15 protein-coding genes and 1 pseudogene are annotated in these 13,365 nt (G+C 30.4%); 3 read left to right on the forward strand and 13 right to left on the reverse strand.

Features of this window, described 5'->3' with window-relative positions:
• Positions 1–125 precede the first annotated feature (125 nt).
• The 3 genes from GAPWK_RS14565 to GAPWK_RS06260 form a co-directional block, all read right to left on the reverse strand.
• Entirely contained in the window at positions 126–461 is a 336-nt protein-coding gene (locus GAPWK_RS14565) for a nuclear transport factor 2 family protein (RefSeq protein WP_080692445.1), read from the reverse strand.
• A 97-nt stretch (positions 462–558) separates the two neighbouring features.
• Positions 559–918 carry an MmcQ/YjbR family DNA-binding protein gene (locus tag GAPWK_RS06255; RefSeq protein ID WP_025315401.1) on the reverse strand — a complete coding sequence of 120 codons (360 nt, stop codon included), beginning with the start codon at positions 916–918 and terminating at the stop codon, positions 559–561.
• Between the two features lie 142 nt (positions 919–1,060).
• Positions 1,061–1,618 (reverse strand): TetR/AcrR family transcriptional regulator, encoded by a 558-nt coding sequence (locus tag GAPWK_RS06260; RefSeq protein ID WP_025315402.1) that lies wholly within the window; start codon positions 1,616–1,618, stop codon positions 1,061–1,063.
• A gap of 252 nt (positions 1,619–1,870) precedes the next feature.
• Between GAPWK_RS06260 and GAPWK_RS15665 the strand changes: the two genes are divergently transcribed.
• Positions 1,871–1,975 (forward strand): hypothetical protein, encoded by a 105-nt coding sequence (locus GAPWK_RS15665; protein ID WP_456318658.1) that lies wholly within the window; start codon positions 1,871–1,873, stop codon positions 1,973–1,975.
• Between the two features lie 607 nt (positions 1,976–2,582).
• Here the strand turns inward: GAPWK_RS15665 and GAPWK_RS06265 are convergent.
• The 9 genes and pseudogenes from GAPWK_RS06265 to GAPWK_RS14210 form a co-directional block, all read right to left on the reverse strand.
• Entirely contained in the window at positions 2,583–3,527 is a 945-nt protein-coding gene (locus GAPWK_RS06265; protein ID WP_148296399.1) for an IS3 family transposase, read from the reverse strand.
• Positions 3,425–3,931: a helix-turn-helix domain-containing protein gene (locus GAPWK_RS06270; protein WP_025315404.1), complete on the reverse strand. Its 507-nt coding sequence runs from the start codon at positions 3,929–3,931 to the stop codon at positions 3,425–3,427. The genes GAPWK_RS06265 and GAPWK_RS06270 overlap by 103 nt, the downstream gene beginning before the upstream one ends.
• A 44-nt stretch (positions 3,932–3,975) precedes the next feature.
• Positions 3,976–5,109, reverse strand: coding sequence for an MFS transporter (locus tag GAPWK_RS06275; protein WP_025315405.1), 1,134 nt, complete (start codon positions 5,107–5,109; stop codon positions 3,976–3,978).
• A 737-nt stretch (positions 5,110–5,846) separates the two neighbouring features.
• Complete coding sequence (locus tag GAPWK_RS06280) at positions 5,847–6,689, reverse strand: methylated-DNA--[protein]-cysteine S-methyltransferase (protein WP_025315406.1); 843 nt, start codon at positions 6,687–6,689, stop codon at positions 5,847–5,849.
• A 15-nt stretch (positions 6,690–6,704) separates the two neighbouring features.
• Positions 6,705–6,860 carry a hypothetical protein gene (locus tag GAPWK_RS14875; protein ID WP_158413583.1) on the reverse strand — a complete coding sequence of 52 codons (156 nt, stop codon included), beginning with the start codon at positions 6,858–6,860 and terminating at the stop codon, positions 6,705–6,707.
• 164 nt (positions 6,861–7,024) lie between these two features.
• A complete protein-coding gene (locus GAPWK_RS06285) occupies positions 7,025–7,957 on the reverse strand; it encodes a DUF1848 domain-containing protein (RefSeq protein WP_025315407.1) in 933 nt (310 codons plus the stop codon).
• Positions 7,954–8,648: pseudogene (locus GAPWK_RS06290) on the reverse strand (DNA alkylation repair protein). The gene GAPWK_RS06285 and the pseudogene GAPWK_RS06290 overlap by 4 nt, the downstream one beginning before the upstream one ends.
• 376 nt (positions 8,649–9,024) lie before the next feature.
• Complete coding sequence (locus tag GAPWK_RS15005) at positions 9,025–9,342, reverse strand: EamA family transporter (protein WP_080692449.1); 318 nt, start codon at positions 9,340–9,342, stop codon at positions 9,025–9,027.
• A 440-nt stretch (positions 9,343–9,782) separates the two neighbouring features.
• Complete coding sequence (locus tag GAPWK_RS14210) at positions 9,783–10,691, reverse strand: LysR family transcriptional regulator (protein ID WP_025315410.1); 909 nt, start codon at positions 10,689–10,691, stop codon at positions 9,783–9,785.
• Positions 10,692–10,910: 219 nt separating this feature from the next.
• Here GAPWK_RS14210 and GAPWK_RS06305 point away from each other — a divergent pair, with 219 nt between their 5' ends.
• Positions 10,911–11,819 carry a DMT family transporter gene (locus tag GAPWK_RS06305; protein WP_025315411.1) on the forward strand — a complete coding sequence of 303 codons (909 nt, stop codon included), beginning with the start codon at positions 10,911–10,913 and terminating at the stop codon, positions 11,817–11,819.
• A gap of 279 nt (positions 11,820–12,098) precedes the next feature.
• Here GAPWK_RS06305 and GAPWK_RS15230 read toward each other — a convergent pair whose 3' ends face one another.
• Positions 12,099–12,254, reverse strand: coding sequence for a hypothetical protein (locus GAPWK_RS15230; protein WP_238551152.1), 156 nt, complete (start codon positions 12,252–12,254; stop codon positions 12,099–12,101).
• A 183-nt stretch (positions 12,255–12,437) separates the two neighbouring features.
• Here GAPWK_RS15230 and GAPWK_RS06310 point away from each other — a divergent pair, with 183 nt between their 5' ends.
• Positions 12,438–12,977: an HPP family protein gene (locus GAPWK_RS06310; protein WP_025315412.1), complete on the forward strand. Its 540-nt coding sequence runs from the start codon at positions 12,438–12,440 to the stop codon at positions 12,975–12,977.
• Positions 12,978–13,365: the final 388 nt, after the last annotated feature.

Below are 13,365 nucleotides of genomic sequence, written 5' to 3' on the forward strand. Positions count from 1 at the left end.
AATGAAATAACTAGAAGAAAATTCAAAATCTATAAAAAAATATGCTAAAAATAATTTTTTATAGATTTATATGATTGATGTTAATAACTGTAAATTACTATCTTTATAAAACCTAATTAAAATTATTAAAAAATTCCATTTTTATTAATAGATTGAATTTTTTCTACACCTCTTTCAATTACGTCCCAATGTTCGACTATTTTATGATTTTCAACGCGGAAAATATCACATGCTTTATGCACACTGCCATCAGCGAGGGTGCATTTATGAAATAGATAAACCATATCGCCTTCACTACACATATTAATAATTTCAAATTTAGGTTTTAATTGAAGAAAATTTTTAAAAAAGTTAATAACAGCTTCACGACTTGTTTCAACTTTAGGGTTGTGTTGGATATAATCTTCGATAACATATTCAGGGATTTTATCAATTTCACCGTTTAATAAATACGTGCTGATAAAATTGTTTAATTAGCTCTTTATTCGTCATAAAAACATACTATTTTATTAATAAAAATGAGTATTATATCTCTATATTAGGTTAATGATGCAGTGGTTAACGAGAAGTTAAATTATAACTTTCAGTCAGAAAATCAAATATTTCTTTATCGGTTAGTGGTCCAGAAAGAACAATACTAATCCAATGTTCTTTATTCATATGATAAGCTGGCAAAATACCTTGTTTTTTTCTTAACGATCCAATATATTCTGGTCTGAGTTTGACATTTAATATATCCACTTCTTTATCATCTTTGAGACCTAATTTTGTACCAGGCACATTCATCACAATAGCAAACCACTTATCTCCATCATCGTGATGCCGTAATACAGCATACCTAGGAAAATTGTTCCAAAGATAATTAGGTTCTGCATGAAATTGCTTTTTGGCATAGTTTAATAACGTTTCCCTTTTCATAATGACTCCTTGGAGTATTAAATAGATGATTAGAATAATTACTTTATATGATGGAACTAAGCAGTTTAACTAATGGCTTATATTTTAGCATTAAATATGCATTAACAAACTAAATGTAATAGTGATTATTTATCAATAAAATTCAGTCCTGCTGTGATAATATTTTTAAAACTAAATCAAGATTATTATTAATCAGTTCATTATAAAGTGATTTATTTTCTTTATAAACAACGCTGATATTGATTAATCCCTCTAATATCACCATTAATTGGTTGGTTAAAATTGTCTGTTGTGGACTATGAGGCAGCTGCTTATAAATCAGTTTTCGGATAAACTCTTTATGTTCAATCACCAGTTGTTGTACAGCCTGATCGTTATGAATTTCTTCTTTTGCTCTTACAAATAAGCAGCCATTAAAATCGACTTGATTAAACCAGTCAAGATGCCATTTGAATATTTGCATAATTGACTCATAATGATCAAGATTAGCAATTGTTTCAGTAAGTTTTTGTCTAAAGCGTAAATCCCTTATTTTCAAAATTTCAAAAATCAGATTATCTTTATTACCAAAATATTTATATAACGTTGTTTTAGAACAACCCGATTGATCTCTGATTTCATCAACCCCGACATTGCCAAATCCTTTTTGATAAAAGAGTTGCTCGGCTGTATCAGCTATTAATTTAGAGGTTTTTTTCATTTTTGATCCAAAGTGTTTGATATATGAACAAATTCGTACTAATACAAAAATGAACATAGTTGTCCATTCTTAGGTTTACACTCATACTTTCACTCATTTAGTATAATAAAGAATAATGAAATCAATTCTTTTCAGCAAGGAAAAGTTGCTAACAAAATCAAAAAATAGTGAATTATTGCAAAGTTTAGTTGGCAGTTTTTGTTCTATATTTTTTTAATGGTTTTAGCCATTTTATAAATTACACCATTTATGATGCCACCTTTTGGAGCAAATTGTGTAATTTTATTTGCAGTATCCCTGTCACAATTAGCTCACCCAGAAATGTTATTTTTTTCATTTAATTGTCGCTTTAGTTGAATTAATTTTTTAAACTATTTGGTTGTACTACCATTATTGTCACATTAGCAGTTGCTGGCACAATCAAATATACATTGCTCGCAACAGGTACTGCTATTGTCTTTGAAAATATTGATAGTAATAATATTGATAAACCTAATTAAAACACACCCTGAACTACTTGCAAAAAAGTACTTATCGATTAAGTTAATAAGGACATATTTCACTTTATAGTTTACGTTAGTTTTCATCCAAGACTAAATAGATCAATACCTAAAACAAGGTTACAGTGGGTAAGAAGTTCTAACTCAAGTATCAATAACTTTAATGGCTATGTTTGAGAAAAAATATTAATCAAGTTTATGGGATAAGTTAAATAATAGGTAGTTTTGTATTTTTATTTATAACTTGAGTCCTAAGGATATAATTAAATCTAAAGGCAGAATGGTGAGCCTAGCCAAAATATTAGATAGTGCTCACCTTTATAATATTGTTATTTAAATGATATTATTTTTATTCTTCAGCATCCGATAAATTTTTTAATTTGGCTGGTTTTGAAAGAAGAATTATGATTAATTGAATTAAAAAACCGATTAATGAAGTGACCCCATAAAGTTGGACACTTTTATTAAGCGGCTTGTAAGGCCTGATTTCGATATTCAACCGGAGTCAGGCCTTTTAATTTGGCTTTAATCCGTTTGGTGTTGTAGTATTCTATATATTCTTCTATTTTTTCAATCAATTCATCTGCATCTTGAAAGCATTGTCCATGATACATTTCTGATTTTAATAGACCAAAAAAGTTTTCAGCTACCGCATTATCTAAACAATTTCCTTTTCTGGACATACTTTGTTTGATGCCATTATTAGCTAGTAGCTTCTGATAATGGCAATTTCTATATTGCCAGCCTTGGTCACTATGTAGTAACGGTTTTTCATACTGTTTTAATCGTGATATCCCTTTTTGAAGCATATCTGTCACCAACGTTAAACGTGCATTTTTAGCCACTTTATAAGCGATTACTTCTTGATTATACAAATCGATAATGGGGGATAGGTAAATTTTCTGTTCATTTACCTTAAATTCTGTGACATCCGTTACCCATTTTTCATTCGGTCTCGATGATTTAAAATCTCTTTTAAGATAATTAGCTGCTGTTTTACCTGTCTCTCCACGATAAGAACGATATTTTTTAGGTCTTACTGTCGATTTGAGATTAAGCTGACCCATTAATCGTTGTACCGTTTTATGATTGAGCTTAATTCCTTCATTTATCAACGCTAAATGAATTCGCCGATAACCATAGCGCCCTTTATGTTCATGGTAAATCGATTCTATACGTTTTAACTCATTTTCATAAGCAGACGGAGTTTTCAACCTATTAACATGATAATAAAAAACACTTTTTGCCAGTTTTGTTGCTGATAGCAAATGTTTTAAGGAATACTGATATTTAAGAGCTAAAACAACTAACGTTTTTTCTTTGTTTGTTGACGTTTTGCTTGCTTCAGCTCTTCCAACTTTTTTAGAACAGCATTTTCTGCTCGTAGATAAGCAATTTCCTCTTTTAATGCTTCAATTGTTTTTTCATCATCACAGTGAGTGGGTTCAATACGGGGTTTCTTCATACATGGTCTTCCTCTGGAATGATATTCAAGCCCTCGGAAACCTTTTTTATGATATCTATCAAGCCAAACAAATAGAAGCCCGGGGGAACTTAAATTAAGCATAGCACTAGTGTGCCCGAGAGACCAATCATTTGTCCACATTAATTTTAGTGCTTGTAATCTTGCTTCGGCATGACGTAAATGAGGTGTTGGTTGAAAGGCGCTATCACCATGAATTGCAACCACTTGGGACCAATATCGAATCTGACGAGAAGATATCGCATATTTTTTTGAAAGAATTTCCGATGATTCTCCTGATAAGAATTCATTAGCTATGATAATTTTTAAATCTCGACTATATTTTGACATAAAAAGACCCCCTGTAATTGGTTGTCCAACTATTGGGGGTCACTTCATAACACTGCAAGAATACAACTTTTCACACCAAAATTTGCACTTATGTACACTCCTATGGCTGCTCCCAAAGGTCGAGCCCCAAATGTAACAGTCATTATCACCGACGATACTTTAGCTATCATATTACTAGGCGTGATTAGCTGTCTTAATGATACTGTTGATATAGTCCATATAATAGGTCCAAATCCAAAAAAGAAAAAGGCTACAAAAACTAATATTTTGGCAGAATATATAAGAGTTAAGAACATCAAAATTGAAGCCATAAAAGCAGATATAGGCCCTAAAGACAGTTGCAAACCAAAATTAATTTTTTTAGATATAATTTTGTATAAAAATGATCCTATTAACATTCCTAAACCAATTAAACTTAATGAAGCTCCAACTTCAAAAGAAGTAAAGTATAGATTATTGATAACATAATAAGCAAAAATAGATAATAACAAGTATTGCGATAGATTAAACACAAAGGCAGTTATGGTTATTGGCATAAGATATTTATTTTTTATTAAAAAAATCAAACCATCACAGAGTTCTTGAATAACATTTCTTCCAGATTTTTCTATAAGTGGCTCTTTAGGTAAACATATTAGAAAAACAGCGCTTACTATTGAGAGCGAAAAAGCCAAGATGAACGCTAACCCGCCAGATAAACAACTAGCAAGAATACCACCTAAAGCTGGCCCAGCTGTAAAAGCCACACTTTTGGCAATTTCTATTGATCTATTGGCATTAATAAGTTGCTCTTTTATGACAAAAGATGCCACTAAAGCCGGACTTGCTACACTGTAAATAACTGTACCCATGGCTATAAAAAAACCGAATAATGCAATTTTATTGATTGATAGACTCCCTGAGAACGTCAAATAAAATAATATAAATATAGCCGTTGCTCGAACTATTTCTATTATGATCATTAGTTTTTTTCTAGATACTCTATCTGCAATTACTCCCATCGGAATCGATAGTAATAGAAAAGGCAAAGTATTTATCATTTGTATAAAAGCGGTTTCAGCTGCTGAAGCACTCATAGATAGCACTGCTATAATCGGCAGCACGGCTATTATTATTTGTTCAGAGAATTGCGCGCATAAATTTGAATAAGAAATCTTATGAATTAGCAATTTGTTCATCTTCTCTTCCCATTATTTATTAGTAAATTACCATAAGAAATTTTAGTAAAAATGTATTATTTGCGATCGCCAATATTACTGTTAATCGCGTGTTCATCTATATGCAAGTAAGCTTTTAATTAGATCTATGTATGGAAGGATAGGTACCTTAATGATCGCTTCCATACATTTTTATTTTCTATTAAAGATTCATGTCTATCTTTTACAATAGAAAAATTGACTGCATAAATATTATAATTTCTGCGTTTTTGAATTTTATTTTTAACACTTTCCATTTATCCTTTCTTTGTGTTTACTCGATTGTTTATTTTTAAGTTATAGTAAAATTCATTCAGCATTGTTAACAATCCGAATCTTGCTAAAGTTTCAAATGACTGTTGTCAATAATGTAAAAAATTGGGTAGGTAGCACTAATTAATATTGGTTTTATTAGATCATTGTTATGAAAAAAATAAATAAGGTGAGAACAATGGTAATTAATTAACCTTGTAAAAAAACAGTCTTACAAACGAGTTTTAAAGTAGGTAGTAATACTGAATTAAAATGGAAAGAAGTGAGTTGAGATTGTTGATAATTATGACCTAACTAAATTAGCGCCAAAAAATGTATAATTTAGTACCAAACGACTGGTTTATATACTGATCAAAATAATCGTAACGCTAAAAGGGTGTGCTTGCAAAACCCTCAGTTATTTCTTCTTTATAAAGCTCACTTTAATTATTACTAGTTTATTGTAGTCAATCATCTGTTTTAGCGCCTTCCCAACCAATCATCGCGGCTTTCCGATCGCAACCCCAATGATATTGCCCCAGTAATCCTGTTGATTTTATAACTCTATGGCAAGGAATTAAAAATGCTACTGGGTTATCACTAATAGCAGATCCAACCGCACGGCTAGCTTTTGGATTATTTATTTTGTTTGCTATGTTGCTATAGGTTGAGAGTTTGCCCATAGGGATTGTCAATAAAGCCTGCCATACCTTAAGTTGAAAATCAGTACCTTTGATATGTAGCTTTATTTTATCTAGTCTTGACCAATCTTGTGTAAATACAATTATTGCATTTTGTTGAATCTGATCTCTGTGTTTTTGGTACTGAGCATTAGGATATTGGTTTTTCAATAATTTAAGTGATGATTCTTCATTATCAACAAAAGCGATATAACAAATTCCTTTTATTGTTGATGCAACAATGGCCCTTCCAAAAGGACTTTCAACAAAACTGTAGTTAATTGATAAGTTTTCACCGCCATTTTTATATTCTCCAGGAGTCATACCTTCAATATCAATAAATAAATCGTGTAATCGGCTCGTACTTGACAATCCCAACTCATAGGTGGTATCCAATAATGAAGCTTTATCCTCTTTTAGAAGTTTTTTAGCATGAGTTATATTGATGTATCTTAGGAATTGTTTAGGACTAACACCCGCCCAGTTAGAAAACATACGTTGAAAATGATAAGAACTTAAATTTACATGCTCTGCTGCTTGTTCAAGTGTCGGTTGAGATTTATAGTTTTCACTCAAATATCCGATAGCTTTTCTTATTCGAGCAAAGTCTATCTGTTTTTGTCTTTGTATCATGAATACTCCGTTTCAACTAGCCAGTGAAGCAATGTAGGAATGTTCTTGTTTATTTGAATATTGACTAATCTGTTTTAATCCTCGGAATAATAAATTATATTCACAAAAAACAAGCGTATCAGTACTTAAATTCGTATCAGAATCAATCTCTTTTCTTAAATTTTTCAATGTAAGTTACTTGAATTTGTTTATTAGTATTTGGCTTTTTAGCACCACTATCAACTAGTTTTAAATAATCACTTTTGGATAACTTTTCATGCTTTTTTTATTATAATTAATGATAGAACCTATAATATTTAAAATCTCAACAATTAAAAACCCGAATATTGCTATTAAAATAGTTCATTTTGCAAAGTAAATAATGAGTGCATTGTCTTATCTTTGATTATGTCGGTTTCAAGAAGATCACCTATTAATTTAGGCGAACATTTATTGTGTAGGTGTCTATTAGCTAGGACTTTTCTCTTTGATGATGTTGCATAACAGTATACACATCCAAAAGAGCAGGTATCATATGTTCCAATATCAATACTTTCTATACATTGACAGGTTGGTCGCTGATTTTTATCTTTCTTAGCCAACAATAAGCGACCAGTCAACTTTTCAATGCGTGTTTTATCGATACAAGCTCCATGAGAAATATTGCAATTCAATAACTCTATTTCCTCAGCACATGTTTGTAAAGTTAGTTGATTAAATCTAGCAATTTCAGATAGTGAACTGCATAGATTTAATATGTCAGCTAACTCTAATTGTATGATTCGTTCTTTAATTAAAGACTGTCGTATGTGTGGATAATCATCAATAAAACTAATGATACAGGTATCTGTGTAACCGCGAAGAGAGGAAGCAATTTGATTAAAAAAATCGATGTGATAGTCAACTGTATAGTGTGTATTTATTAATATAGGATCATATCGCCAAATAACACGATCTTGTCCAACTTGCTCAGCTAATTGCTTGAATATTGCGATTCGTTTTTGCAAAGAGGGAAGATGTTTTTCAATGTCGGCTTGATAAGCTGTTAATGTAAACTGAAAATAAAAAGGATAACAAGAAAGCTTTGGCAGTTTATTTAACATGGGAAGTGGGTTTTTAGTCCAAAATACAATACAATCAATTATATCGGGTGATAGAAAAATGCGACTTAATTGCTTTGAATTCCTTGGATTAGGAACCAGAACAAACCCATCTTTTAGTCGGTTAAAAAACCATGAAGAGTAAAAAGCTGGAATATCTGTTCTACGGCTGGCACTGATAATCATAATTTATTTATTTTACGTTTCATAGATCGAATGATGATTTTTGTACTAGAATCCACTTTCAATGATTCGGTTATTTTTTGTAATGCTTTATTATAAATCCAATCATCTAGCTGATTTTTCTGCAAGTATGACATTGTTAACGTAGGCAAGTCACGAAAGTAAATAGAAATTGCCCATGCAACAGCCATCTTAACATAGTAATCATCGTTTTTTATTTGATCAAACAAAGTGAATGCTTTCTGCGCATACTCATCATCTACAAAATAAAAAAGCAACATGACCACAGCAAAGCGAATATCATATGGTTTATCCGATGCAAAATAGGGCTGTAGAAATTGCCATACAAGCTCTTTTTCTGAAACCTCAAACTTTAAACCACAACAAAAACTATCACAGACTGACCAGTTATCAATTTTAGAGATAAATTGTTTCACATAACGTGAACGCTCAGTCCATGGCAATTTAATTTCACCTATAATCATACCTTGTAACATCACTTCCTCGAAGTATAAATGATTATCCATTGCAAGGTAGTATTCATAATCAAGCTGTACTATTTTTTTGCTATTTTACGCAGCTTAGGTAATCTCACACCTAATAAATTATCAATGTTGGGAATAAGCTTTGCAGCAAAGATTCGATAATTTTCTTCAGCTATTATTTGAAGTTCTTTGCGAATTTTTTCTCTCATGATCTGATTTTACAAACTTTATTATCTATTACAATCTGAATCTTGCTATTTGATAATTACATTCTATATGTAGAAAAATAAAATGTACGTACTGCGCTCAAATCTGGCTGTCAGATTTAGTTTTTCTTATCGAGAATTACTTAAAAAAACTTAAACTAGTACATTTTACTGTTTATATCCAACAACTTTATTTTTACATTTATGTTAAATCAATATCACTTGCTAGCTCTAATTAATTTTCTACTACTTCGGAATAATGGCTGAAATAATTATTTGATTATCATTCCTAATAGTTAAAGACTAGTATTTTTTATCTAATTTACCAATAATGTTGATATACAAGATAGTTTTGTATAACTAAATAACTTAATTGATATTATTTTTTAGAACAGAGGACTTCGCCAATAATGATTAAAAAAGCACTAACAATATGAAACCAATTAATTTCTACATTTAAAAATACTATACTAAATAATCCTCCGGATAGAGGGATTAGGTGAGTATAAATTTCACCACGTGTAGCTCCAATTTCCATGATACCTTTATTCCAAAATAAATAAGCTAGCCATGATGGAAACAAAACTAAATATAACAATCCTAAAATAAAATCTGATTGTAGATAAGGAGTAAAATCGGTGACAGGAAATAGAAAAAATAAATAATAGAAATGGGTAATAATATCAATGCTCCTAATACAGAACTTACTGTTACAAACACATTCCCCGAAATAACCTTATCTTTTATCCTAAAAAAGTACAATAAAAAGCCCAATTAATCGCTGAACCCATTGCCCACAGATCTCCCTGATTGAGATTCTTTAGTGTTTCTATATTGGTAAAATCGCCCTTAAAGATTAAATAAATAACCCCTAAGGTGCTTAGTAACATACAAAAAATATTATTCTTTGAAATATGATTATTAAATATCAGTTTATTAATCGCCAGTACCATACCCGGCGTCGCAGACAAATAAATAGCAGCATTTAATGAGGTCGTATATTGTAAACCTATATAAAGTGTGACAGGGAATAAAACCTAACCAATCATCCAAGATCATCCTTTAAAAGGATATACCTTTAATTTCTTAATAAATGACATCGACATAATGCTACAAAGCTGTATCGACGCTCGTTGTTTAATAATTAATTAGATTTTCATCTCGAATGTATTGCTCTATGTATTCTTTAAATATTTTCACTCTATTAGGAATGTAGCTTCTATCTCTAACCATCATATAAACTGGACTTGAGTTACCAATCCACTCTGGTAAAATTGGGATTAACTTCCCATCTTGAATGTCAGAATAAACGAATTGCTCAGGGACAAAGCAAATGCCTAAATCCTGCTTAGATGCATTTATCATTAACTGAGTGTCATCAACAACAAAGTGAAACGTCATATCTGTAACATACAACTCTTGTGTCTTAGTGTTTTTCAGTGTCCATCCATTACTAATGGTAGAACATATTAGTTTGTGATTCTTCAAATCTACTGGATGTAAAGGGATCGAATTCGATTCTAAATATTTAGGAGATGCACATAAAATATTTTTTGATAGAAACAATTTTTTTGCTACCCAATTGCTATCATCTAAATTTCCTACTCGAATTGCAATATCAATGTTCAATGCAGTTAGGTCAACAATACGGTTAGTTACCATTAAATCAATCTTGATATCTGGATATTGCTTCATAAAAGAAAAAATACAATTCGCTAACCATTTGTGAGTTAAATTACTCGGTGCTGTTACTTTTATCGTTCCTGATAACTGATAGTGGCTGTCATTTAAGTGTTTTACGGCCATTACACATTCTGTTAGAGGATTAATACATTGGTCAAAATACTTTTGCCCTAATGTAGTTAATGATACAGATCTGGTAGTGCGGTTTAACAGATGTTCACCTATTGATTCTTCTAATTGAGTTAAGCGCCGACTAATAGTGGCCATAGGAATTGAAAGATTTTCTGAGGCTTTAGTAAGGCTACCTGCCTGAACAACATTTATAAAAAGATTGAGGTCATTTAAAGAAATTGATTTTTTCATTTTTGGAATTCTGTATTGAAAATATGTTCATTGTACTATAAATGAGATAATAATATTATTTTAAACCAATCATACTATCAACATAAGGATATTAATTATGAATGTATTTACAGTAGGCACTGAAATTGAGATTGGTAATAAAAAGGCTTTTAGATTATTACAAGAAAGAGATCATCTATTTTTGACAATTCTTAATGCATTTTTATGGAGATAGAGTTCATGTCTAACAATAGATATTTAGTGTTACTAGCAGTCACTCTTTCCACATTTTTTTGGGGATCTAATTTTAATGCTGGCGCATCAGTCGTTGCGGATGCATCTCCTTATGTTGTTGCAACCGAAAGGTTTGTTTTTGCGACGATAATTATAATGATTTTCATGTTATTAAAAGATCGTACTAGTATTATAGCGTTACAAAAGAACTGGATTGCATTTATAGCTCTAGGTTTATTAGGTATAACCGGCTTTAATTTAGCGTTTTTTATTGGTTTAAAAACTACGTCGGCTATCAATGGATCATTGATAATGGCTACATCTCCGATAACAACAGCATTGTTGGCGGCAATGATCGATAAACATAAAATTTCTCTAATCCAAACTGTCGGTATGCTAATTAGCTTATTTGGTGTGGTTATTGTCGTAAGTAATGGTTCAATAATGAATTTAATTTCGCTTAATTTCAGTTCAGGCGATCTAATTATTATGTTGGGTAATCTCGCATGGGCAACTTACACTGTTGGTTCAAGAAAATATATTTCTAACTCGACACCTTTACAAACTACAACTTATACAATGTTATTTGGTACCATAGGGATCTTATTATTTACTGTTTATAACAACAATTTACTTATATCGCTCAATAATATAACAATAAAAAATCATTTAATATTAGTATATATGGCCGTTTGTGGTACGGTACTGGCGTATTTATTTTGGAATTTTGGTATAAAAGAAATAGGGGCAGCCAATACAGCCGTATTTTTCAACCTAGTACCTGTATTTACTATGATTTTAGCATTATTTACTGGATCAGTGCCTAATCTGCTACAAATTAGTGGAGCATTAATTGTCATCTGTGGTGTAATCCTTGCTACAGGTTCATATAAAACAATGTTATCTAAAAAGTGAAATAAAATAATTTTTGGATAAAGAATTTATGTGATGCGAAATAAATTCATAATATTTTGGCTTATAAATTTAGACTTTATAATTTCGATATTTTGATAAAAATATCAATGTTCAGTTATTAAACTAATTTAATAGTATGCATACTAAATAATTATTGAGAGGTCATAATTATATGAATTTTTTATGTTCAATCAACAGTTGTAGCACAGCCTAATTGTTATGAATTTCTTCTTTTGCTTATACCGATAAGTAGCTATCAAAATCCACTTGATGAAATAATCAAGATGCTATTTGTATAATTGACGCATAGTGATCAAGATCAGCAATTACTTCAGTAAATTTCCGTTTAGAAAGTGAATCTTTTATTATCAAACTATTTATATAACGTTGTTTTAGTACATCCCAATTGATCTCTAATTTTATCATCCCTAACATTACAAAATCCTTTTTGATAAAAGAGTTGCTTAGCGGTATCTGTTATTAATATAGAGGTTTTTTACATTTTTTATCTAAAGTGTTTGATATGTGGACAGATCTGTACTAACATAAAAAGTGAACAGAATTGTTCACTTTTGGTTTTTTACTCATACTTTCACTCATCGAATAGGATAAAGAATAATGAAATCATTTTTTTTCAGTAAGGAAAAGTTGCCACCAAAACCCAGAAATATTGAATTATTGCAAAGCCTAGTCGGTGGTTTTGTTTCTATATTGTTTCTTATTTGTTTTAGTCAGTTTACTCATTACACTTTTATAATGGCGCCTTTTGGGGCAAGTTGCGTAATTTTGTTTGCGGTATCTCAATCGCCATTAGCTCAACCTAGGAATGTCATTTTTGGGCATTTAATTGCTGCTTTTGTTGGATTAGTTTTTCTTAAACTATTTGGTACTAATATTATTGTTGTTGCATTAGCTGTCGGTGTTGCAATTGTTTCTATGCAATATTTTCGAGCACTGCATCCACCTGCGGGTGCTAATCCTTTAGTCATTTTATTAACCGCAGATAAAATAGATTACGGTTTTAGTTTTCTATTATTTCCAGTATTATCTGGCTCAGTAATATTGGTTATGATTGCTTATTTAGTTAATAATCTTTTTAATAAAACTCATTGGCCTATTTATTGGTTGGCTTTATTTGATAGCAAAAAAGAACCTTAATCTGTCTGTGCTGGTATAATGATTAAATTGTAATTAATATTTGCTATATAAATTCAAATAATTTTTGATTGATACACAAATAATAAAATATTTATGGTATGCAATGGTTGCTTACCATAAAATTACTTTAATTTACCACTTTAATTCAAAATATTTTTGATAATGTTACAATTAAATAGTATTAATTTTTACAGTCAATTGTATTGATATCTTGTACACTTAGGTTAAAAGTTCTTGAACGTACAATAATGTCTTTTGGAGCGTTTTACGAAGATTATTAGAATTAATTATTTTTTTTAACAATTTTATCAGTAATCAATAAAATAACTTTAATATTAGATTCGATAGAAAAAACAATTATTGATAATAATTTTATTGATTGATATAG

It is taken from the genome of Gilliamella apicola, assembly GCF_000599985.1.
In the GTDB taxonomy this organism is placed as follows: domain Bacteria; phylum Pseudomonadota; class Gammaproteobacteria; order Enterobacterales; family Orbaceae; genus Gilliamella; species Gilliamella apicola.